The following is a 21,774-nucleotide window of genomic DNA, read 5'->3' as shown; positions in this document are numbered from 1 at the left end:
GGCCGCCGCTATCTTACCCGCCCGGTCCAGGCTGCTCGTCCCCGCCCGTCTCCGGCGGCTTCTCGGGCGCGGCGCCGGGCGGGCCCTTGACGTCCCGACGGCGCGGCGCACGCAGCCGCAGCGCGCCGGGCGCGGAGGGCAGCACGTTCTCCCACCGTCCCGCGAGCGTGGTGGCGACCCGTTCCGTGACGTGCTCGGTCAGGGCCGCACGGGCGGCGCGCCGCTCGGCACGCACGATCTCCCGGTGCTCCGCGCTGAGCTCCTTGACGATCGACACCGCCATGCCGATGAGCACCAGCGAGAACGGCAGGGCGATGAGGATGGACGCCGTCTGCAGCGCCTGGAGCCCGCCGGCGAGCAGGAGGGCGATCGCGACGAGCCCCTGCAGCCCCGCCCAGAACAGGCGGCTCCACAGCGGGGGGTTGGGGTTGCCGCCATGGGCGAGCATGTCGACGACGAACGACCCGGAGTCGGACGACGTGACGAAGAAGATCACCACCAGCACGATGCCCGCGACGGCGAGCCACGTCCCGGCCCCGGGCAGGGTGTCGAAGAGCTGGAACATCGCGGTATCGGTGTTCACCCCGCCGGTCGCGGGGTCCAGCATGCTGCCGGGCTCCGTCATCTCCTGGTGGAGCCCCGCTCCCCCGAAGACGCTGAACCAGATCGTCGCGACGGCCATCGGGACGGCGAGCGTGCCGAGGACGAACTCGCGCACGGTGCGTCCGCGCGAGATGCGTGCGATGAAGACACCCACGAAGGGCGCCCAGGAGATCCACCAGCCCCAGTAGAAGATCGTCCAGCTCGACTCCCAGGCCAGCCCCTCGTCCCCCCGGAACGCCAGCGTGTCGAAGGTCATCTGGATGACGTTCGCGAAGTAGTACCCGAACGACTGCACCCAGCTGCGCAGGATGAACAGCGTGGGGCCCAGCACCAGCACGACGGCCAGCACGATGCCCGCGAGGACCATGTTCCCGTTCGACAGCCACTTGATGCCCTTGGACAGCCCCGACGCGACCGACATCGCCGCGATCGCCGTGATCACCGCGATCAGGCCGATCTCGAGGGCGGTGCTCGGCTCCACCACGTCGAGGTACCCCAGCCCGTGGGCCACCTGCAGCACGCCCAGGCCCAGGGACGTGGCGACCCCGAACACCGTGCCGATGATCGCCACGACGTCGATGACGTTGCCCGCCCAGCCCTTCACGCGGTCGCCCAGGAGGGGCTCGAGCGCCCAGCGGATGGACACCGGCCGACCCTTGCGGTGGATCGCGTACGCCAGCGCGAGACCGGCCACCACGTAGATCGCCCACGCGTGGAAGCCCCAGTGCACGTAGGTCTGGGAGATCGCCGCCTGCGCGAGCGTGGCGTCGTCGCCGGTGACGCCCGGCTTGGGGCTGACGAAGTGGGACAGCGGCTCGGACACCCCGTAGTAGACGAGCCCGATCCCCATCCCCGTGGCGAACAGCATGGAGAACCACACGGGAAGCTTGAAGTCCGGCGACTCGTCGTCCGGGCCCAGCACGATGTCCCCGAAGCGGCTGAGGCCCATCCAGATCGCGAAGATGACGAACGCGGCCACCAGGAGCACGTAGTACCAGCCGAACGCGCCGATCACCTCGCCCTGCAGGGTGCTCAGCACGGCGTCCGTGGCGTCGGTGAAGAGCACCGCGACCAGCACGAACACCAAGATGATGCCTGCTGCCGGATAGAAGACCCCGCGGGCCAACGTCGGTGCCCCTGCCATGCCCTTCACCCTGACGCCGTGCCTGACCATCGGCAAACGGAGACAGGACGGGGGCCGACGCACGACCAGGTGGGGGGGGGGCGCCCCCCCCGCCCCGCCCCCCCCCCCGCCCACCGGGCCCCGCGCGGGGGCCCCCCCCCCCCCCGGGGGGGCCCCCCCCCCCCCGTCTGGCCGCGTCGGGACGTCAGCCCGCGATCGCCGCGCCCTCCAGCCCCGCACCGGGGATGGCGGCGAGCAGGTCGCGCGTGTACTGCTGGCGCGGGTTGTCGAACACCTCGTCGGTGGTCGCCTGTTCCACGACCTTGCCGTTCTGCATCACGACCACCGAGTCGGCGATCTGCCGCACGACCGCGAGGTCGTGCGTGATGAACAGGTACGACAGCCCCAGCTCCTCCTGCAGGTTCCCGAGGAGCTCCAGGATCTGCGCCTGGACGAGCACGTCGAGGGCCGACACGGCCTCGTCGAGCACGATGACCTCGGGGCGCAGGGCGAGCGCCCGAGCGATGGCGATGCGCTGGCGCTGGCCGCCGGAGAGCTCGTTCGGGAAGCGGCGCATCGCCGACTGCGGCAGCGCCACCATGTCGAGCAGCTCCCGCACCCGCTTCTCGCGCTCCTTCTTGCCGCCGACCCTGTGCAGGGCCAGGGGCTCCTCGATCGACCGGAAGATGGAGAACGTCGGGTCGAGCGAGCCGTACGGGTTCTGGAACACCGGCTGGATGCGCCGGCGGAACGCGAAGGCCTCCTTGGGCGAGTACTTCGCGACGTCCGCGCCGTCGAACTCGACGACGCCCGAGGTCGGGTCGAGCAGACCCAGCACCATGTTCGCCGCCGTGGACTTGCCCGAGCCCGACTCGCCCACCAGCGCGAGCGTGTGGCCCCGCTTGAGCGTGAAGCTCACGTCGTCGACGGCCTTGAAGTCCGTCGACGCCCCGGGGCGGCCGCCGCGGATGGTGAAGACCTTCGTGAGGTTCTTCGCCACGACGAGGTCCCGCTCCGCGGCCTTGCCCGCCGCCGGGAGCGGGACGGTCGCGTCGAGGTCCGGCGCCAGCAGCTCCTCCGACTCCTCGCCCTGCTCGTGCGCCACCTGGATGCGGCGGGACGCGAGCGACGGCGCGGAGGCGACCAGCCTCTGGGTGTACGGGTGCTGCGGGTTCGCGAGGATCTGCCGGGCCGGGCCCGACTCGACGACGCGGCCCTTGAACATCACCACGAGGTGCTCGGCGCGCTCGGCGGCCAGCCCCAGGTCGTGGGTGATGAACAGGACGGCGGTGCCGAGCTCCTGCGTGAGCACCTCGAGGTGGTCGAGGATCTGCCGCTGCACCGTGACGTCGAGGGCCGACGTCGGCTCGTCCGCGATGAGGAGCTTCGGCCGCGAGGCCAGCCCGATCGCGATGAGCGAGCGCTGGCGCATGCCGCCCGAGAACTCGTGCGGGAACTGGCGCGCCCGCCGCTCGGCGTCGGGCAGGCCGGCCTCCTGGAGCAGGCCGGCGACGCGCTCCTTGCGCTCCCGCTTGCCGCCCTCGAAGCCGTTGGCCTTGAGGGCCTCCTCGATCTGGGTGCCGATGCGCCACACGGGGTTGAGGTTGGACATCGGGTCCTGCGGGACGAGGCCGATGTCCCGGCCGCGCATCGCCTCGATCTCCGTGCGGGGCAGGCCCACGATCTCGCGACCGTCGAACTTGATGCTGCCGCCGGTCACCTTGCCGGTGCCGGGCAGCAGGTCGATCACGGCGTGCGCGGTGGTCGACTTGCCCGACCCGGACTCGCCGACGATCGCGACGGACTGTCCGGGGTACACGGTGATGTCGGCGCCGCGGACGGCGTGCACCACGCCCTCGGAGGTGGTGAACGACACCTGGAGGTCGCGGATCTCGAGCAGGGGCTTGTCGGTCCCCGCCTCGTAGCTGCGGCCGTCTCCCTCACCGACGGGCTGGTTGCCGTTCGTCACTGGGAACTGTGTCGTCATCGCTTCCGTGCCTTCGGGTCGAGGGCGTCGCGCACGACGTCGCCCATCATGATGAAGCCGAGCACCGTGATCGCCAGGCCTGCGGCCGGGTAGAAGAGGATCTCCGGCGCCTGGCGGATCGCCCGCTGGGCCTGCGAGATGTCCCCGCCCCACGAGACGGTGCTGGGCGGCAGACCGATGCCGAGGAAGCTCAGCGTGGCCTCGGCGACGATGAACGTGCCCAGCGCGACCGTCGCGTACACGATGATCGGTGCCGCCGAGTTGGGCAGCACGTGCCTCAGCAGGATCTTGCCGCGCCCCATGCCGAGCGAGCGGGCGGCGGTGACGAACTCGTTGTTCTTCACGGACATCACGGTGCCGCGCGTGATGCGGGCGATGGACGTCCACCCGAACGACGCGAGCACCAGGGCCACGGTGAAGCTGGTCCGGTTGGTGGTGATCGACATGATGACGATGGCGGCCAGCACCAGCGGGATCGCGAAGAAGATGTCGGTGATGCGCGACAGGATGACGTCGAACCAGCCGGCGAAGTAGCCGGCGACGGCGCCCATGATGGTGCCGAGGATCACGACCATCGCCGTGGACATGACGCCCACGAGCACGGACGCACGGGCGCCGTAGATGGTGCGCGCGTAGATGTCGCAGCCCTGCTTGTCGAAGCCGAACGGGTGCCCGGGCTCGGGGCCGTCCAGCGACTTGGCCAGCTCGCAGTCGAAACGCGGGTGGACGGACGTGAACCAGCCCGGGAAGGCGGCCACCGTGATGACGAGCAGGATGATCGCGGCAGCGACCCAGAACATCGGGCGCCGGCGCATCTCGCGCCAGGCGTCGCGCCACAGGCTGGAGGGGGCCTCGTCCGTCTTGACCGCGTCGACGGCACCCAGGCCGCCCTCGTCGACCTCGGCGGCGAAGTGCTCCTGCCCGGGGCGCGGTCGCCGCCCGCCGGGCACGGTCTCGTAACGGTTCTCAGGCATAACGGATCCTCGGGTCGAGGGCGGCGTAGAGGAGGTCGACGAGCAGGTTCGCCAGGATGTAGACGATGACCAGCACGGTCGTGAGCGAGACGACGGTGATGTTCTCGCCTCGGATGATCGCCTGGTAGAGCGTCCCCCCGACGCCGTTGATGTTGAAGATGCCCTCCGTCACGATCGCGCCACCCATGAGGTTGCCGAGGTCGGCGCCCAGGAACGTGACGACGGGGATGAGCGAGTTGCGCAGCACATGGCGGCCGGTGACCTGCGAGCGACGGAGACCCTTGGCCCGCGCGGTGCGGACGTAGTCGGCGCTGAGGTTCTCCGCGACCGACGTGCGCGTCAGGCGGATCACGTAGGCGAACGACGTCGCTGCCAGCACGATCGCCGGTAGCAGGAGGCTGTAGAAGTTCGGGTCCCTGCCGACCGTGACGGGGAACCAGCCGAGCTTCACGCCCATGACGAACTGCAGCACGAAGCCGATGACGAAGGTCGGCACGGAGATGACCAGCAGGCTGATCACGAGGACGGTGCCGTCGAACCAGCCGCCCTTGCGCATCCCGGCGAAGAGCCCGAAGAGGACGCCGAAGACGCCCTCGATGACGAGCGCCATGATCGCGAGCTGGAACGTGACCGGCAGCGCCGCGCCGATGACGTCCATGATGTCCTGACCACGGAAGTCGACGCCGAAGTCGAGCGTGAAGACACCCTTGAGGAACAGCAGGTACTGCACGATGAACGGTTCGTTCAGGTTGTACTGCTCGCGAATCTGGGCTTGCACGGCCTCGGGGAGACCGCGCTCCCCGCCCAGGCCGGCCACGGGGTCTCCGGGCCGCAGGAACACGAGTGCGTAGAGCAGGAGCGTCGCCCCCAGGAACACAGGGATCACCTGTAGGAGCCTGCGTCCGAGATACCAGAGCATGTGTGTTGTCTCCTCGTTCGCCCCGGGATTCCCAGGGCCACGGGTTCAAGTTTCGGGCCTCGTTGCCAGGACGATGGCCACGACGGGTGTGGCCAGGACAAGGATAGGGGGCAGGGTGTGCGTCGTCGGCACACCCTGCCCTCCGAACATCGGCGGGCCGGCCGCGAACCTACCGGACGCGGCCGGCCGGCACCGAATCGGGCGTCAGCCCTGCTTCGTGACCTGGTACAGGATCGGGTCGCTGTCCCAGCCGAAGACGACGTTCTCGACGTCCTCGCCGAAGCCGCCGGTGGCGTTCTGGTACCACAGCGGGATACCAGGCATGTCACCGAACAGGATGGTCTGCGCCTCCTGGTAGGCCTTGATCGCCGCGGCCTCGTCGGTCGCGCCGTTGCCCTCCTTGAGCTTGGCGTCGAACTCCTTGTTCGAGTAGCCCATGTCGTTCGAGCCCGCGCCCGTGCCGTAGATCGGCCCGAGGAAGTTGCTCAGCGCCGGGTAGTCGGCCTGCCAGCCGCCACGGAAGAGGCCCTTGATCTGCTCGTTGTCACGCGCGTCGAGGAACTCGTCGAAGGTGGCGTACGGGTCGAACTCGCACCCGATGCCGAGCGTGCTGCGGATGTTGTTGCAGACGGCGTCCACCCAGGTCTGGTGGTCGGAGTCGGCGTTCGAGGCGATCTGCAGCGTGAAGTCGGCGCCGACCGGGTCCTCACCCTCGGCCTCGGCCCACAGCTTCTTGGCCTCGTCGGGGTTGTACTCGAGGACCTCGTTGCCCGGCACGGTGTCGGACCAGCCGTTGATGACCGGCGACGTGAAGTCCTTCGCCGGGGTGCGGGTGCCGTTGTAGATCGTCTCGGTGATCTGGTCACGGTCGATCGCCATGGAGATGGCCTGGCGGCGCAGCACGCCCGCGTCGCCCTCGAACTCCTTGACGTACTCCGGGACGTTGATGACCTGGATGACGGCCGCGGCCTGGTTGACCGCGCGGTCGCCCAGCTCGTCCTCGAACGTCGCGAACGACGACGACGGCACGTTCTTCACGATGTCGAGCTGACCGCCGAGGAGGTCGTTGTACGCCGTGTCCTCCTCGGTGTACGCGACCAGGTCGGCGCCGCCGTTCTGCGCCTTGCGCTCGCCCTGGTAGTCGGCGTTCGGGCGCAGCTCGATGACCTCGTTGTGCACCCAGTTCTCGACCTGGTACGGGCCGTTGCCGATCGGCTTGTCGGCGAAGGCGTCCGGGTTGTCGAAGAACGCCTCGGGGAGCGGCATGAAGGCCGAGTAGCCCAGACGGAGGGAGAAGTCCGACTCGGGCTGGGTGAGCTTGACCGTGAACTCGGTGTCGCTGACGACCTTGAGGCCGCTCATCGTCTCCGAGGCGGGCTTCTCACCCTCCTTGGGGCTGCCGTCCTCGTTCAGCTGGTCCTCGGCGAAGTTCACGTCCGCGAAGCCCTCGATGGGCTCGAAGAAGTAGCTGAGGTTCTGGGCGTTCGGCCCGTACGCGCCGTAGTTCCAGGCGTCGACGAAGCTCTGCGCCGTCACCTTCGAACCGTCGGTGAACGTCCAGCCGTCCTTGATCGTGATGGTCCACGTCTGGTTGTCCTTGGAGTCGATGGACTCCGCCATGTCGAACTGCGTCTCGCCCTCGGCGTCGTAGTACACCAGGCCCGCGAAGATGTTCGAGATGGCCATCGAGCCGTTGGTCTCGTTCGTCATCGTGGGGATGAGCGGGTTCTGCGGCTCGCCGTTCTGCACGGAGATGATTCCGGCGTCCGAGCCGCCCTCGCCGGCCTCCGGGTCGTCGCCCGAACCGCCGCCGCACGCAGACAGGAGCAGGGCCGAGGCGAGGGTGAAGGCCCCGATGCCTGCAAGTCGTCGTCGAGGTGTCACGTGTCCTCCTGAGTTGAGTCGCTCACCGGCGGGGATCACCCCTCGGTGAGGTGCAGGCGCGTGTGCCCGCGCACTGCACTGTGCGCGGGTGACTCTAGTCACCGTTCGGCGCCCGCACATACCCTTCGCCCCCTTTGCACCCGGAACCGTGACCAATCCGGTATCTGGGCGCAACCTCCGGGACACGACCGGCGGCCGGCCCCGGAAACCGTCATACCGTCGCCAACCGGCCCTCGCGGACCACGAGCACCCGGTCCGCCATGGCCACCAGCTCCGGGTCGTGGGTCGCCACGACGGCGGCCACCCCGCGCGAGTGCACCAGGTCGCGCAGCAGCGCCATGACGCGCGCGGCCGTCGTCGAGTCCAGCTGGCCCGTCGGCTCGTCGGCGAGCAGCACCCGCGGTCGGGCGACCAGCGCCCGCGCCACGCCGACCCGCTGCTGCTGCCCGCCCGAGAGCTCGTACGGACGCTGCTCGGCGTGGTCCGCGAGGCCGACCGCCTCGAGCGCCTCGGCGACCCGCGTCGCCCGTTCGGCGGCGTCGACCCGCGCCAGACGCAGGGGGACCTCCACGTTCTCCGCGGCCGACAGCACCGGGATCAGCCCGAACGACTGGAACACGAAGCCGATCTCGGTGCGGCGCACCGCGTGCAGCTCGTCCTCGCCCAGGCCGCCCAGCTCGCGCTCCACGGCACCCGGGCCCTGCGCCGCGGGGTCGGCGCCGAGGTGCACCGTGCCCGTCGTCGGCCGGTCGAGCCCGCCCAGCAGGTGCAGCAGCGTGGACTTGCCCGAGCCGGACGGCCCCACCACCACGACGAGCTCGCCAGCCCCCACCTCGACGGACACGTCCTCCAGCGCCCGCACCTCGCCCGCGCCGCTGCCGTAGACGCGCGAGACGCCCTCCGCGCGCAGCACGGTCGTCGTGACGCTCATCGCCCCTCCTCCGACCGTCCGTGCCGTTGGTGCCGTTGCTGCCGGTCGTGCCGTCCGTCCGGCCGGACCTCCACATGGTCGGCCTCCAGGGCGAGGCGCACCCTGTCCCGCAGGTCCAGGGCGCTGACGAAGTCCTGCGGCAGTTGCAGGCGCCCGACGCGGTCCAGCACGGCGAACTCCTCCGCGACGTGCCGCTGCGCGCCGTCCTCGTCCACCTCCGTGCGGCGCAGCACCTCGGTGGACGTGCGCCCGTCGCGGATCTGCACCGTCCGCGCGACGTGCTCGGAGACGGTCGGGTCGTGCGTGACGATCAGCGTGGTGACGCCGGTGGCGGCGTTCACCCCGCGCAGCGCCTCGAGCACCTCGACGCTCGTCGCCTCGTCCAGCTCGCCCGTGGGCTCGTCCGCCAGCAGCACGCGCGGCGCGCCCGCCACCGCGACGGCGATCGCGACCCGCTGCTGCTGCCCGCCCGACATCTGGCCCGGCAGGCGGTCCGCCACGTGCCCGACGTCGAGGAGCTCGAGCAGCTCGGTCACGCGCGCCGCCCGCGCGGCCCGGGAGCCGGTGCGGGCGATCTCGAGCGGCACCCGGACGTTCTCGGCCGCCGTGAGGTACGGCAGCAGGTTCCGTCCGGTCTGCTGCCAGACGAACCCGACGGTGGAGCGCTGGTAGCGCACGCGGTCGCGCCGCGTCATCGCCAGCAGGTCCGTGCCCGCGACCACCGCGGAGCCCGCCGTCGGCAGGTCCATGCCCGACAGGATGTTGAGCAGCGTCGACTTGCCCGAGCCCGACGCCCCGACCAGGGCTACCAGGCCCCCGCGGTCGACGGCGAGGTCAAGCCCCTGCAGCGCCTGCACCTCGATGCCGTCCGTGGCGAAGATGCGCACCAGCCCGCGGCAGCGGATCTCGTCGGGCTCGCCGCGGGCGGCCTCGGCCCGCGGCCACCTGGCCTCCTCCTGCGTCACCACCATCTCGTCACCACCATCCCGTCACAGCCCTGTCGTCGCCGTCGTCACCGTCGTCACCGTCGACGCCCATCCCGCCGTCCTCCCTCATTCCGCCGCCTCCCGCAACCGCTCCGGCGTCGCGCCGCGGCGCCCCGCGACCGTCGCGAGCACGGCTCCGACCACCACCGTGGCCACGAAGCCGACCACTCCCCCGACCGCGAGCACCGGGTCGACCGTGAGCGCGGGTTGCAGCCCGCCCCCGGTGAGCGCCGTGAGGTCCACGCGGGCGCGCAGCAGGGCGGGCACCACGACGCCGACCAGCGCCCCCACGACGAGCGCGCCCAGGGCCCACGGCGCCACCTCCCACGCGACGAGCCCGCGCGACTCCGAGCGCCGCGCCCCCATCGAGCGCAGCACCGCGAGCAGGCGCTCCCGGTCGGGGGCGGCCAGCACCAGCGTGAGGGCCACGGTGAGCGCGACCAGCACCCCTGCCAGGGCGACGGAGACCCGCGCGCCGGTCGCGATCCCCTGGGCGGCCGGCGACTCCAGCAGCTCCGTGGCGACCGTCTCGCGGTCGTCGACGGCGGCCCCCGGGACCGCGTCGCGCAGCGCCGCGGCGACCTGCGCCGGGTCCGCGCCGCCGTCGAGCGCCACCAGGGCCGTGCGCGGCTCGGTCGCGTAGTCGAGCGGGCCGGCGAGGACGCCCGCGTCGAGCACGAGGGTCGACGGCGCGTCGATCACGCCGGGCACCTGGTCCGGCGCGCCCGCCACCACGACGTCGGCGCTCTCGTCCTGCAGGTCGAGGACGAGTCCCGTGGTGCCGGCCGCGACGTCCGGCACCCGCAGCGCGAGGACCGGCAGGGCGCCGTCGGCGGTGGGCCGCGCCAGCTCCGCGACGGCCGGCGGGGCGTCCGGCACCCCGGCCTGCACCGCGGCGAGGTCCGCCGCGTCCACGGCGACCACCTGCACCGAGCGGGTCTTCCCGTCGGCCGACCTCAGGTGGGCGGTCTCGGGCACGCGGGCCGCCGTCGCCACCGCCGCGACGCCGTCGACCTCGCGCAGCGTCGCCACGTCCTCCTCGCCCAGCGCGGGTCCCGAGACCCGCAGGTCCGCCCCGAGCTCGACGTGTGCCTGGCGCGCCACGCCGGCGTCCACGGTCGACAGCAGCACGGCCGACGACGCCCCGACGGAGACCGCGAGCACCAGCGCGAGCGCGGGCACGACACCGCCGGCCGGGGCACGGGTGGCGCGCGCCGCCCCCAGGAACGGCACGAGGTCGCGCCGCCGGGACAGGAGCCGCTCGAGGCCACGCGCCAGCAGCGGGATCACGCGCACGGCGACCAGGGCGGCCGCGGCCGCCACGAGCAGCGGGGTCGCCGCCACCAGCGGGTCGACGCCGCCGTCGCCCGCACCCCCGACGACACCGCGGCGAGCCAGGAGCACCGCCGCGAGCGCCGCCACGCCGATCACCGCGAGCTCCGCGGTCCTGCGCCAGGGTCCGCCCGTGGCCGCGGCGAGGTCGCGCCGCTCGGCGCGCAGCGTGCGCGGCACCGTCACGGCGGCGGCCGCCACGGCCGGCGCCAGCGCCGCCGCGGCGGCCCACAGCAGCTGGGTCCCGGTCACGGCCCCCGGCCGGGCCAGGAGGCCGAGCAGGACGCCGACGACCGCGGCCGGCAGGCTGACGGCGAGGCCCTCGGTCGCCGTGAGCAGCCGCAGCCGGGTGCCGGTCGCGCCGCGTGCGAGCAGCACCGCGAGCGCCGGCCGGCGTCGCTCGACGACGAGCCGCGCCGCCAGCACCACGACCGCGCCGAGCGCCCCGAGCGGGCCCACGACCAGCACGGCGAGAAGGGCGTCGGTCGTCACGCGCTCGCTCATCAGCGCGTCGAGCACGTCGGAGAGGGCGGTGCGCGCCTGGAGCGTCACCGGGTCGTCCGGGAGCACCTCGAGCGTCTCGTGGGTGAGCCCGCGCACCTGGGCCGCCAGCGCGGCGACGTCGTCCGACCTGATGCCCTCGACGGCGACGGGGTACCAGAGCTCGGTCTGCACCTCCCGGAAGGCGAGGGAGCCGATCATCGCCGGGTCGACGTACACGGCGGCCGTCGCGATGGTGGCCCCGTTCGGCGTGACGCTCAGCTGGGCGTCACGCCCGAACGGCTGGTGGTACCAGGTGCTCGCGTCGGGGTCCACGGGCTCGGTGAGCCCGACGACGCGCAGCGACGGGAACTTCCACACGTCGACGGCGTAGGTGCCGCCGAGCTCCCATCCGAGGGTCCGGGCGGCCGGGCGTGACAGGACCACCTGCACGGGCTCGTCGCCCTCGGGGCCGTTGAACGTGGTGCGCACCGGCGTCGCGACGGGCCACTCGCCCTCGACCAGCCGCAGGTCCTCCGACATCCGCGCCGACGCCCGCATGACGACCTGCGGGACCTCGATCCCCGAGCCGGGCACCTGCTCGGTCCGCGTCTCCCGCGAGGAGACGGCGAACGACGGCTCGCCGAGCACGTCGCGCAGCGGCTGCGGCAGGCCGTCCCGCAGCCGGACCATGCCCGCGAGGAACTCGTCCCACGTGGGCTCCGGCGGGACGGCCGGCGCGGTCTCGGGCTCGGTCATCACCATGTCGGCGGCGGACACGCCCCCGCCGGGCACCACCGACGCCCGGGAGCTGACGTCCCGGCGCTGGGGCGAGAGCTGCTCGGTGGCGTAGGTGACCTGCTCCGAGCGCATCTCGGCGATCGCACGGGTGGCGGCGGTGGCGGCGCCGGCCGCGAGGACGGTCACCAGGGCGAGGACGAGCGCCGTCCCCCACGCCGAGCGCAGGTGGCGGCGCAGCAGCAGCCACAGCATCAGCGCACCTCCTCCCGGTAGCCGCCGTCGCGCGCCTGGGCGGTGACCGCGGCCCGCACGGCCAGCGCGACGGCGGCCAGGCCCGCGACCAGCAGGACCCCGGGCACGAGCGCGGCCGTGGGCGCGAACGCGGTGTCCGGCGTCGGCACGACGGCGAACCCGGTGAGCGTGGCCGCGGCCAGGCCGGGCACGGTGGCGGCCGCGAGCGCCCACCCGGCGAGGAGCCCCGCGGCCAGCGCGGCGGCCGCGACGACGGCGAGCTCCGTGGCGCGGCTCGCCCCCTGCGCCCGGGGCGGCAGGCCGACCGCGCGGAGCACCGCGACCTCGCCGCGCCGCTCCCGCACGCCGGCGACGCTCACCGCGCCCACGCCGACGAGGGCGAGCGCCACGGCCGCGAGCGCGGCGACCGCGAACGCCTGGCGCACCGGCCCCGCGGCGTCGGACCCCTCCGACCCGGTCGACGTCGTGACCTGGACCGGTGCCGTCCCGGCGGCGTCCCGGGCGGCCGCCGCCAGCCGGTCGACGTCGGCGCCGGGTGCCGCACGGATCCACGCCTCGGCGGCCTCGGGGACCACCGTGGCGAGGCGCAGGGACGCGGCCTGGAGGTCGGCGAGACCCACCATCGCCGCACCCTGGTGCAGGGAGCCCGGCACGACGTCCACGACGTCGACCACCCGCACGGACAGCCGCCCGCCCTCGCCCAGCGGGACCTCCGTCGTGTCCCCCGCGGTGAGGTCGAGCAGGCCGGCCAGGTCCTGGGACAGGACGGCGGGGGCCGGCTCGCTCCCCGAGCCCGCCACCATGGCGCGGAACGGCGAGGGCGTCGCCTCGTGGTCGGCCTGGGCCGCGAAGCTCAGGCCCGTGCCCGGTCGGGCGCCGAAGGCGACGTTCGCCGCCGGGTCGTCGCGGGCGGGCGCCCAGTCGGCGCCGGCGACGTCGACCTCCGTCGTCGCGCCCTCGTCGGTGCTGGCGTCCAGCCCGTCCACGGAGAGCCGCAGCGTGGTGAGCGCGCTCGGCGAGCCCGGCAGCCGGGTGTCGAGCGCGACGACGGTCCACGTCCCCGGCGCGCCGTCGGCGGCGGCAGGGGCCGGCGGCACGTCGGCCCGGAGCTCGACCGTGCTCTCGGCGGGGCCGATCGGGCGGGTGTCGGCCCGCCCGCCGCCGGGGTCGCCGTCGAGGTCCACGTCCAGCTCCTCGACGTCGACGCCGACGACCTGTCCGTCCGCGTCGGCGAGCCAGAGCCGGAGGGCGATCGTCGAGTCCTCGAGCACGAGGAGCCGCCCCCGCTCGGACGGCGCCGACGCGGTCGCCTCCTCGAGGGACGCCCAGGTGGCCGGCTCGCCGCCCGCCGCGCCCGTGGCCGCCTCTGCCGTGGCCGCGTCGTCCACGACGTAGTACTGCCCGGTGACGTGCAGCACCAGCCCGGTGGTGCCGGCCGGGAGCTCCGGGTTGTCCGCGTAGGGGCCCGGACCCTCCAGCGCCGCCGCGATCTCGTCGACGCCGCTCTGCCCGTGCGGCCCGCGTGCCACCGACGCGACCCGGTCGGGCGGGACGGCCGTGGTGGACAGGGGGACGCCGTCCACGACCGCCTCGGACACCCGCACGGGGGCGGCGTCCGTCGCGCCCGGCAGCGCCGCGTACGTCGCGGCGGGCCCGGGCGTCCCCTCCGTCGCGACGACGCGCACGTCGCTGCCCGCGGCGACGCCGGCGGCCGCCTCCCGCAGGTGCTGACCGCTCCCGGCGTACGCGGACGCGAGCACCACGCTCCCCGCGGCCACCACCACCAGGACGACGGGCACCGCCGTGACCGCGAGCCGCCGCGCCACCTGCCGCGCCGCGAGCACCCGGGTGCCCGGGCGGCGCGCGGTGAACGCCGCCCAGGCCCCCGACAGCGGACCGAGCAGCGCCACCGCCACGACGGCCGCAGCCGCGAGCACGAGCGCGGGCGCAGCAGCGGCGGCGGGGTCGGTCTGGCCGCCGTCGGGCGTGGGGACCAGGGGCGAGCCGTACCGCCGCAGCAGCCACGTGGTGAGCCCGGCGGCCACGACGACCAGCACGACGCTCCCCCACGTGGCGGCCCGTCGCGTGCGACCCGACCGGTCGGTCACCCGCAGCGCCGCGGCGGCACGGGCCTGCAGGCCGCCGACCGTCACCAGGAGGAGCAGCGCCCCCGCCGCCGTCGCCAGGGCCGCGGGCGCCAGCGTCCCCGCGAGGGACCCCCCGGGCGTGCCCTGGGCCGCCAGCACGGCCGCTGCCCCGCCGGCACCCGCGGCCGCCCCACCCACGACGACGAGCGCCGCCTCGGCCGCCGCCGCGGCCGTCAGCTGGGCCGCCGACGCCCCGCGCGAGACCAAGAGGTGCACCTCCGCCGCCCGGGTGCCCGCGAGCAGGCGCGCCACCTGCGCGACGGCGACCGTGCCGGCGAGCGCGAGCACGAGCATCGGGACGAGGGCCACGGCCGACGCCGCGGCGGCAGCGACCGACGCGGCGGCCGCCCGCTCCCCCAGGTCCCCGGTCACCGTCGCGCCGCGCACGGCGACGGCGTCGTCGGCGAGGACCGTGTCGAGGAGCGCCTCGGACCCGGCGGCAAGGACCGCGAGGTCGGCGGTGGCGGTGGCGGCCACGTCCGGCGTGAGCGTCCAGCGCACGAACGGGTCGTCGGAGTCGTCGTCGGGCACCTCCTCGCGGACCAGGTCGTACGGCGCGGGCGCGAAGAGCGCGTCGACGTCGCCGCGCAGCGCCGCGTCCTGCGCCGCCGCGTCGGCCTCCGGGGCGAGCCGGGTGGTCACCTGCACCTCGGCCGGGACGCCTCCCCGGGTCAGCCCGTCGTGGACGACGTCCACCTCGGCGGAGCGGACCGCTCCGACGGCGGTGCCGAGCGCCGCCGCGACGGTGGCGACCAGCAGCGCGACGAGGACCAGCAGCCCGCGACGCGCGCCCGAGCGGCGCACCAGCAGCCGGGCGCGGCTCACCGGCCCGCCCTCCCGGCGTCCGGTACGCGGGACGCGGTCACGGGCGGTGCCCGCGCTTCTCGTTGCCGCGCCGGTAGTTGCCCGTCGCGCGGGCCAGCAGCTCCTGGTCGGTCTCGGGGTCGCGGCCGAGCAGCGCGGCCAGGCGGGCGGCGCGCGCCCCCGCGACCGTGACGACCGGGCGGCCGCCGCGGCTCACCAGGACCTTGCCGTCCTTGGTGACCCGGTGGTCGAACGGGTCGTCCTCGAGGCCCACGGGGTCCCCCTCAGCGACGCCACTCGTAGGGCGTGGTGGTGGAGACCTTGACCAGGCCGGAGCGCTCCAGGATGGGCCGGGAGAACTCTGTCGAGTCGCTGTGCAGGTACGTCTTGCCGCGCTCGACGGCGGACCGGGCGCGCGCCGCGGTCAGCGCGCGGTAGATGCCGCGGCCCCGCCACTCGGGTCGGGTCGAGCCGCCCCACAGGCCGGCGAACGCGGTCCCGGGCACCGGCTCGAGGCGGCCGGCGCTGATCACCCGCCCGTCCGCCTCGGCCACCCACAGCTCCATCTCGGGGTCGCGCTCCTGCCGCCGCAGGATCTGCTCGGCGTGCCCCGACGTGGCCGGGTCGTCGCCGAAGACCTCGTCCGCCATCGCGGACATCGCGCGCACGTCCGCCTCGGCGGTGACGCGGCGCAGGGAGACGCCGGCCGGCAGCGGGACGTCCGCGACGAGGAGCCGCGCGTCGCCGATCATGATCGACTCCGGTTCCTGGGGCACGAAGCCGTGGTCGACCAGCGCCTCGTGCAGGCCCGGTGCGACGTCGTGGCCGCGGGTCTTCCACTCGGCGTTCGTGACCGTGGCGTCGTCGCGGAAGTGGGCGAGGGCGGCGGCCACGAACCCGCGGACGGTCGCGGCGTCGGCGCCGCCCAGGTCGCGGTAGGTGACGAAGCCGCGGCCACCCGCGAACGTGACGAGGCGCAGCGGACCGAGGCGGGTCACGGCGACGGCGCTCGGCGTCTCGGCGTCGGTCCGCAGCTGGTCGTCGTAGGCGGCGAGGAGGCGCGCGACGTCGAGGTCGGCGGCTGGTGCGTTCACGGCGGACACCCTTCCAGAGCGCAGCACGGCGGGGCAACGGTTTTCATCGTGCCGTACCGACCGGTCACGCCGTTGCCGCGCCGGGCCCGGGGTCGGCGGCGCGACGGTTCGCCGTCGGAGCGCTGCCCGGCCGTCGCCCGGGCCTCACTCCGCGGCCAGGTCGTCCCAGACCACGAAGACGGACCCGTCGTCGATCTCCGCGCCCGCCCCGCGGTAGGCGGCGAGCGCCGCGTCGTTGTCCGCCTCGGTGCCGGTCCACATGGCCCGGCAGCCGCGGGCGAGGGCCACGTCCCGCAACGCCGCGAACAGCGCGGTCGCCACCCCCTGCCGGCGCCACGCCGCGTCGACGCCCAGCTCGTACAGGAACAGCTCCGCGTCCTTGTCGGGGTGCCGCATCTCCACCCCCGACACGAACCCGACGTCGCGCCCACCGGCCGCGCGCGCCAGCAGCACGACGTGGCCGGGGCGCCGCAGCGTGTCCGTCGCGCCCGCGAGCGAGACCGGGCCGTCGAACAGGTGCGACGCCGCGACGAGCTCCGCGGGGTCGGTGACCTGGACGACCGTCCAACGCGTCATGCCCACCATCGTCGTGCCGCGCAGGGCCGGGGGCGAGCCGGGCCGGGCTCCACATTGCACCCACGTCGAAAGTGTCACGCGGCAACCATCGCGCCCTTCCCTACTCGCCATGACCCCGGGACCGACGCCGACGATGCAGGCCGCAGAAGCGGCGGGCACCCTGCTGCCGAGCGGATCCGCGCTGCTCGGCTTCCTCGCCGCGTCCCTCGCGATGCTCGCCGTCCCCGGCCCGTCCGTCGTGTACGTCGTGGCGCGCACCACCGCCCACGGACGACGCGCCGGGCTGTGGTCGATGGCGGGCCTGGAGACCGGCGCAGCGCTGCACGTGGCGGCCACCGCGGCGGGGCTGGCGGCCCTGCTGGCGCGGTCGCCCGCGCTGTTCGACGCGGTGCGGTGGACCGGCGCCGCCTACCTGGTGTGGCTCGGGGTCCGCGAGCTGCGCGCGGCCCGGGCGCGTGCCACGTCCCCGGGCGACGACACCGGCGAGGACGCCGCACCGGCGTCGCCGCGCCGCTGGCGGCTCTTCGCGGACGGCGTCCTCGTGGACGTCCTCAACCCCAAGACCGCCCTGTTCTTCCTGGCCTTCCTCCCGCAGTTCGCCGACCCGGCGCGCGGCGCCGTCGCGCCGCAGCTGGCGCTCCTCGGCGGGCTCTTCGTCGGCCTCGCCGCCCTGGTGGACTCCACGTACGCCCTGCTCGCCGACCGGATGTCGTGGCGGTTGCGCGCGTCGGAGCGCGCCCGGCGCCGGCTGGGCCGCGCCTCCGGCGGGATCTACCTGGCGCTGGCTGGCGCCGCGGTCATGGTCTGACCGTCGCGGTCGGACGCAGGAGCGGCGCTCAGAGGTGCCGGGCGACGACGGCGCGCCGGGGGCGCAGCCACCAGCCACGCCGGTCCGCCTCGACCAGCAGGCGCAGCAGCAGACCGCCGACGAGCAGCCCGCCCACCAGGTCGCTGATCCAGTGCCAGCCGAGGTAGTAGGACACGGCGACCGCGTTGAGCGCGACCAGCCCGACGCCGAGCCGCAGCGTCGTCATCGTGCGCGACGACACGGTCGTCCAGCGCCCGACGAGGTAGACGGCGGTGCCGTAGATCAGCACCGCCTCGGCGGCGTGGCCCGACGGGAAGCTGATGCCGCTCCAGCCGAGCTGACGCAGCCCGCCCTCGAACAGGTCGGCGTCGTCCGTCGTGGGCGCCGGCCGCGCGAGCACCACCTTGAGCAGCCCCACTCCCCCGTAGAACGCCAGCTCGGCCATGGCCGCGCACCACAGCGGACGCCACGTGCGGTGCCGCCACGAGAGGGTGACCGCGACGGCCAGCAGCACCGGCAGGCACACCGCCTGCCCGGCGATCGGGTCGAGCACGTGCTGGATGAAGGGCTGCAGCCCCGGCGTCAGCGCCCTGGCCCAGTACCCGTGCGCGTCCTCGTCGACCCCCCGGAACGGGCCGGCCGCCAGGAGCGTCACCACGACCAGCCCCGCGAGGAGGGAGGGCGCAGACGCCAGGCGGCGGAGCGGCTCCTCCGACCGCCGGTCGCGCACCGCCCGGGTACCGGCGCGCGAGGCGTCGAGGGCGCGCGCGGGCGCGGTGGGAGCCTGGGGCAACATCGCGCACAGGGTAAGCAGCCCGGCTGGACATCACCTGGTCGAGCGCGTGTGGTGTGCCGCACGCTCTCCGTCCGCCCTGGTCAGGCGCGTGGCGCGAGCGCCGACACGAGCCACGCGTTGCGGGTGCGCAGCAGGCGCGTCATGTACCGGGTGAGCACCAGCCGCTCCACCAGCCTCCCCAACGGCCCCGCCGGAGCGGCGAACTCCACCGTGTCCGTCATCCGGGTGCCACCGGGCGCCGCCTCGAACCGGTGCTCGTGCCACCAGCGGCGGAACGGCCCGGCCACCTGCTCGTCGACGAACCAGTGCGGCGCGTCGTGGGCGCTGATGCGCGACGTCATGCGGAACGGGACGCCGAAGTGGCGCGCGCGCCACGTCACCGTGTCGCCGGGCCCCATCACGCCCGACGTCACGCCCGCCACCGCCCGCTCCCCCGAGCGGCGCATCGACGCCGTGTGCGCGTCCACCGACAGGCTCGCCGCGAAGCACGCCTCCGGGGACGCCGGGATCTCGGTGGTCAGCACGATCGTCGGCACCCGGCGATCGTAGGCCCGCCGCAGCCGGGAGCGGTCACGCCCGCGGGAGGGGCAGTCCCGCCGGCACGTCGTCTCGGCTGCCTCCGTAGGCGCGCATCGCGACGGTCTGCCGCTCGAAGAAGTCGCCCAGCCTCGCGGCTGCGGGCGCCGCGACGCCGACGTCGTCCAGCGCCCGGCGGAACAGCCCGACGCACACCTCGTCGAGCTCCGCGTGCTCCCCGTTGCCCGCGTGCATGCGCTGCACCGTCGACTCGTCCCCGTAGCCGCCGGTGTACAGGCGCGGACCGCCGAGCGTCTCGGCCAGGTACGCGGCGAGGCGCTCGTCGTGCTGCGGGTGCAGCGTGCCGTGCGAGAAGGGGTGCGCCGCCACGGGGTCGGCCAGGCACAGCGCGTTCCAGCGGCGGCACACCGCCAGCAGGACGTCGAAGCCCCCGACGTCGTCGTACAGGGTCATCGCCCCAGTATCCACGCCGCAGGACCGCCGCGACGTGTGAATCACCATTCACAAGATCCGTGACTTCCGGCGGGCACGCTGCCACACTCGGGCACGACGACGGACGAGACGACGACGTGAGGGAGCCCCTGATGCCCGACCTGCCCGCACTGGCCGACCTGCCCGGCACGGTGGCGACGACAGCAGCGAGGGCGGCCCTCGTCCGCGAGGCCGGCGGGCCCGCGACGCTCGCGGACGTCACGCTGGACGCTCCGGGCGACGGCGAGGTCCTGGTCCGCGTCCACGCGTCCGGCGTCTGCCCCACGGACCTCTTCGGCATGGCGGGCGGCGCCGGCGACCGGTTCCCCGCGATCTTCGGGCACGAGGGCGCGGGGGTCGTCGAGTCCGTCGGGCCGGGCGTCGGGTCGCTCCGGCCGGGCGACCACGTCGTGCTCAGCTTCGACGCGTGCGGACGGTGCCCGACCTGTGTCGACGGCCACCCCGCCTACTGCGACGACTTCGCCGACCTCAACTACCGCGCGCGGTCGCGCGCCCGGGCCGACGGCGCCGCGGCGACGACCGGGTGGATGGCCCAGTCCTCCTGGGCGACGCACGCGCTGGCGCGCGCCAGCAACGCGGTGCGCATCGACGACGACGTGCCCTGGGCGGTCGCGGCCCCGCTCGGCTGCGGGATCCTCACCGGAGCCGGGACGGTCCTGCGCGTGCTGGCCCCCGGCCCGGACGACACGCTCCTCGTCGTCGGCGCCGGCACGACCGGGCTCGCCGGCGTCATGGCGGCGCGGCACCGCGGCGCGGGGCGCGTCGTGGTCAGCGACCCCGACCCCGACCGGCGCGCCCTGGCGCTCGAGCTCGGCGCGAGCGACGCCTTCGCCCCGGAGGACGTACCGGCCCGCAGGCTCGCGGCCACGCACGTGCTCGACACGGTCGGGCGGCAGGAGACCATCGACCTCGCGCTCGCCGCGCTCGCCCCGCGCGGGGTGTGCGCCACCGTGGCGCTGCACGCCGGGGCGAACCGGGTCACGGTGTCGCAGACGCAGGTGTTGTGGGGGCGCACGCTCACCGGCGTCATCGAGGGGGACGCGGTCGTGGCCCGGGACGTCCCGCTGCTCGTCGCGCTGTGGCGCGCCGGGCGCCTGCCGGTCGAGCGGCTCGTGCGTGGCTACCCGTTCGACCGGGTCGGGTCGGCGATCGACGACCTCCGCGCGGGGCGCACGATCAAGCCGGTGCTGCTGATGGACGACGACGCGGCGACCTCCTCCGCACCGGTCGCCCCGGCCGTCCCGGTCACCCTGGTGGACCTGCTCCGGGACGGGCGGGTCCCTGCGGCCGACCTCCCCGCGCTGTGGCGCTCGCTGCCGCCCGTGCGGACCCGCGAGCTGCGCGGGCTGTGGCACGGCTTCGGGGTGAGCACGGAGCACCGCACCCAGCGCCTGCTGACCCGCACCGGCTGGTACGGGAAGCTCTTCCGCGCCGACGACGACGTGTCCCCCCTCGTCTGCGAGACGCCGGACGGCACCCTCGTCGCCGACGCGCACCTCGCCCGCGGCGGCGCCACGCTGCGCACGGTGGAGCACGACGGCGTCGTCACCGCGTCGATGGTCTACGACGGGCAGCCCGTGATCGACCACTTCACCCGCCTGTCGGACGACGCCGTCCTCGGCGTGATGACGGGACGCGACGCCGCCGACGACGGCGCGCTCTACTACTTCGTCCTCGAGCGGGCCGCGGACCGGCAGGTCGCCGTCGGCGACGACTGAGCCGGCGGTCGACGCCTCAGACCAGCGAGCCGAGGAACGCCAGGGCGCGCTCGCGCAGCAGCGCGGCCGCCGCGGGGTCGTGCCCCCTCGTCGAGGAGTCGGCGAACAGGTGCGCCGTGCCCGAGTAGAGGAAGAGCTCGGCCGTCGGCACGGAGCTCGCCAGCGCACGGGCGGACTCCAGGTCCTCCGCGAACCACTCGTCGTCCACGCCGCCGTGCACCTGGGCCGGTAGGCCTTCCGGCCAGGCCCCGAACTCCTCGACCGGGAGGCACGCGTCGACGAAGAGCGCGCCGACGGCGCCCGGCCGCGTCTGGGCGAGCCGCTGCGCCGGCATGACTCCCATCGAGAAGCCCGCGTACACGAGCTCCGCGGGGAGCGCCTCCGCGGCGGCGACGCCTCGGGCCATCACCGTGTCGAACCCGAGCTCCTGGGCGTGGGCGACGCCCGTCTCGACGTCGTCGAAGGTCCGGCCGTCGAAGAGGTCGGGCACGTGCACGACGTGACCCGCAGCCGCGAGCTCGTCGGCGAACGCCCGGACTCCCGGCGTCAGCCCCTGGGAATGGTGGAACAGGACGATCTCGGCCATGGCC

The 21,774-nt window shown here is 74.6% G+C and carries 18 protein-coding genes; 2 read left to right on the top strand and 16 right to left on the bottom strand.

The genetic code is table 11. The features are described 5' to 3' along the window. Positions 1-13 precede the first annotated feature (13 nt). The 12 genes from ACFQ8Y_RS07080 to ACFQ8Y_RS07025 form a co-directional block, all read right to left on the bottom strand. A complete protein-coding gene (locus ACFQ8Y_RS07080) occupies positions 14-1,747 on the bottom strand; it encodes a BCCT family transporter (protein ID WP_430585032.1) in 1,734 nt (577 codons plus the stop codon). A gap of 184 nt (positions 1,748-1,931) precedes the next feature. Then, entirely contained in the window at positions 1,932-3,713 is a 1,782-nt protein-coding gene (locus tag ACFQ8Y_RS07075) for a dipeptide ABC transporter ATP-binding protein (RefSeq protein ID WP_430563876.1), read from the bottom strand. Continuing rightward, positions 3,710-4,687, bottom strand: a complete 978-nt coding sequence (locus ACFQ8Y_RS07070) for an ABC transporter permease (protein WP_430549653.1) — start codon at positions 4,685-4,687, stop codon at positions 3,710-3,712. Before ACFQ8Y_RS07070 ends, ACFQ8Y_RS07075 begins: the two co-directional genes overlap by 4 nt. Then, the gene (locus tag ACFQ8Y_RS07065; RefSeq protein ID WP_430545073.1) at positions 4,680-5,606 is read right to left on the bottom strand and encodes an ABC transporter permease; all 927 of its coding nucleotides are present in this window, start codon (positions 5,604-5,606) and stop codon (positions 4,680-4,682) included. Before ACFQ8Y_RS07065 ends, ACFQ8Y_RS07070 begins: the two co-directional genes overlap by 8 nt. Positions 5,607-5,810: 204 nt before the next feature. Continuing rightward, positions 5,811-7,490 (bottom strand): ABC transporter substrate-binding protein, encoded by a 1,680-nt coding sequence (locus ACFQ8Y_RS07060; protein ID WP_430549652.1) that lies wholly within the window; start codon positions 7,488-7,490, stop codon positions 5,811-5,813. A gap of 211 nt (positions 7,491-7,701) precedes the next feature. Further along, positions 7,702-8,421 (bottom strand): ABC transporter ATP-binding protein, encoded by a 720-nt coding sequence (locus ACFQ8Y_RS07055; protein WP_430549651.1) that lies wholly within the window; start codon positions 8,419-8,421, stop codon positions 7,702-7,704. Next, a complete protein-coding gene (locus ACFQ8Y_RS07050; protein WP_430585031.1) occupies positions 8,418-9,392 on the bottom strand; it encodes an ABC transporter ATP-binding protein in 975 nt (324 codons plus the stop codon). Before ACFQ8Y_RS07050 ends, ACFQ8Y_RS07055 begins: the two co-directional genes overlap by 4 nt. An 81-nt stretch (positions 9,393-9,473) precedes the next feature. Further along, complete coding sequence (locus ACFQ8Y_RS07045) at positions 9,474-12,212, bottom strand: FtsX-like permease family protein (RefSeq protein ID WP_430585030.1); 2,739 nt, start codon at positions 12,210-12,212, stop codon at positions 9,474-9,476. Next, positions 12,212-15,184 (bottom strand): FtsX-like permease family protein, encoded by a 2,973-nt coding sequence (locus ACFQ8Y_RS07040; protein ID WP_430585029.1) that lies wholly within the window; start codon positions 15,182-15,184, stop codon positions 12,212-12,214. The genes ACFQ8Y_RS07045 and ACFQ8Y_RS07040 overlap by 1 nt, the downstream gene beginning before the upstream one ends. A gap of 37 nt (positions 15,185-15,221) precedes the next feature. Beyond that, the gene (locus ACFQ8Y_RS07035) at positions 15,222-15,437 is read right to left on the bottom strand and encodes a hypothetical protein (RefSeq protein WP_430549647.1); all 216 of its coding nucleotides are present in this window, start codon (positions 15,435-15,437) and stop codon (positions 15,222-15,224) included. 10 nt (positions 15,438-15,447) lie between these two features. Then, positions 15,448-16,257 (bottom strand): GNAT family N-acetyltransferase, encoded by an 810-nt coding sequence (locus ACFQ8Y_RS07030; RefSeq protein ID WP_430549646.1) that lies wholly within the window; start codon positions 16,255-16,257, stop codon positions 15,448-15,450. A 144-nt stretch (positions 16,258-16,401) separates the two neighbouring features. Then, on the bottom strand, positions 16,402-16,833 hold the full coding sequence (locus tag ACFQ8Y_RS07025) for a GNAT family N-acetyltransferase (RefSeq protein ID WP_430585028.1): 432 nt from the start codon (positions 16,831-16,833) through the stop codon (positions 16,402-16,404). Positions 16,834-16,942: 109 nt separating this feature from the next. Here ACFQ8Y_RS07025 and ACFQ8Y_RS07020 point away from each other — a divergent pair, with 109 nt between their 5' ends. Continuing rightward, on the top strand, positions 16,943-17,641 hold the full coding sequence (locus tag ACFQ8Y_RS07020) for a LysE family translocator (RefSeq protein ID WP_430585027.1): 699 nt from the start codon (positions 16,943-16,945) through the stop codon (positions 17,639-17,641). Between the two features lie 28 nt (positions 17,642-17,669). Here the strand turns inward: ACFQ8Y_RS07020 and ACFQ8Y_RS07015 are convergent, their stop codons facing one another. From ACFQ8Y_RS07015 to ACFQ8Y_RS07005, 3 genes are all read right to left on the bottom strand, one after another. Continuing rightward, positions 17,670-18,437: a phosphatase PAP2 family protein gene (locus ACFQ8Y_RS07015; RefSeq protein ID WP_430585026.1), complete on the bottom strand. Its 768-nt coding sequence runs from the start codon at positions 18,435-18,437 to the stop codon at positions 17,670-17,672. A gap of 80 nt (positions 18,438-18,517) precedes the next feature. Further along, entirely contained in the window at positions 18,518-18,973 is a 456-nt protein-coding gene (locus ACFQ8Y_RS07010; protein WP_430563869.1) for an SRPBCC family protein, read from the bottom strand. Positions 18,974-19,007: 34 nt separating this feature from the next. Then, positions 19,008-19,427: an oxidoreductase gene (locus tag ACFQ8Y_RS07005; protein WP_430549641.1), complete on the bottom strand. Its 420-nt coding sequence runs from the start codon at positions 19,425-19,427 to the stop codon at positions 19,008-19,010. A gap of 116 nt (positions 19,428-19,543) precedes the next feature. Here ACFQ8Y_RS07005 and ACFQ8Y_RS07000 point away from each other — a divergent pair, with 116 nt between their 5' ends. Continuing rightward, positions 19,544-21,184 carry an alcohol dehydrogenase catalytic domain-containing protein gene (locus ACFQ8Y_RS07000; RefSeq protein ID WP_430585025.1) on the top strand — a complete coding sequence of 547 codons (1,641 nt, stop codon included), beginning with the start codon at positions 19,544-19,546 and terminating at the stop codon, positions 21,182-21,184. Between the two features lie 16 nt (positions 21,185-21,200). On the opposite strand, the gene ACFQ8Y_RS06995 is transcribed toward ACFQ8Y_RS07000, so the two are convergent. Next, the gene (locus ACFQ8Y_RS06995; RefSeq protein WP_430585024.1) at positions 21,201-21,770 is read right to left on the bottom strand and encodes a dienelactone hydrolase family protein; all 570 of its coding nucleotides are present in this window, start codon (positions 21,768-21,770) and stop codon (positions 21,201-21,203) included. Positions 21,771-21,774: the final 4 nt, after the last annotated feature.

This window comes from Isoptericola sp. NPDC056605, from assembly GCF_042792795.1.
Lineage (GTDB): Bacteria > Actinomycetota > Actinomycetes > Actinomycetales > Cellulomonadaceae > Isoptericola.
The sequence above is the reverse complement of the archived record's forward strand: the minus strand, read 5'-3'. Positions and strand labels throughout refer to the sequence as shown.

Bases quoted from the DNA above. Each gene is read 5' to 3' on its own strand.
- ACFQ8Y_RS07080 (WP_430585032.1), bottom strand. From the start codon at position 1,747: ATGGCAGGGGCACCGACGTTGGCCCGCGGGGTCTTCTATCCGGCAGCA.
- ACFQ8Y_RS07075 (WP_430563876.1), bottom strand. From the start codon at position 3,713: ATGACGACACAGTTCCCAGTGACGAACGGCAACCAGCCCGTCGGTGAG.
- ACFQ8Y_RS07070 (WP_430549653.1), bottom strand. From the start codon at position 4,687: ATGCCTGAGAACCGTTACGAGACCGTGCCCGGCGGGCGGCGACCGCGC.
- ACFQ8Y_RS07065 (WP_430545073.1), bottom strand. From the start codon at position 5,606: ATGCTCTGGTATCTCGGACGCAGGCTCCTACAGGTGATCCCTGTGTTC.
- ACFQ8Y_RS07055 (WP_430549651.1), bottom strand. From the start codon at position 8,421: ATGAGCGTCACGACGACCGTGCTGCGCGCGGAGGGCGTCTCGCGCGTC.
- ACFQ8Y_RS07050 (WP_430585031.1), bottom strand. From the start codon at position 9,392: ATGGTGGTGACGCAGGAGGAGGCCAGGTGGCCGCGGGCCGAGGCCGCC.
- ACFQ8Y_RS07045 (WP_430585030.1), bottom strand. From the start codon at position 12,212: ATGCTGTGGCTGCTGCTGCGCCGCCACCTGCGCTCGGCGTGGGGGACG.
- ACFQ8Y_RS07025 (WP_430585028.1), bottom strand. From the start codon at position 16,833: ATGACGCGTTGGACGGTCGTCCAGGTCACCGACCCCGCGGAGCTCGTC.
- ACFQ8Y_RS07020 (WP_430585027.1), top strand. From the start codon at position 16,943: ATGACCCCGGGACCGACGCCGACGATGCAGGCCGCAGAAGCGGCGGGC.
- ACFQ8Y_RS07015 (WP_430585026.1), bottom strand. From the start codon at position 18,437: ATGTTGCCCCAGGCTCCCACCGCGCCCGCGCGCGCCCTCGACGCCTCG.
- ACFQ8Y_RS07005 (WP_430549641.1), bottom strand. From the start codon at position 19,427: ATGACCCTGTACGACGACGTCGGGGGCTTCGACGTCCTGCTGGCGGTG.
- ACFQ8Y_RS06995 (WP_430585024.1), bottom strand. From the start codon at position 21,770: ATGGCCGAGATCGTCCTGTTCCACCATTCCCAGGGGCTGACGCCGGGA.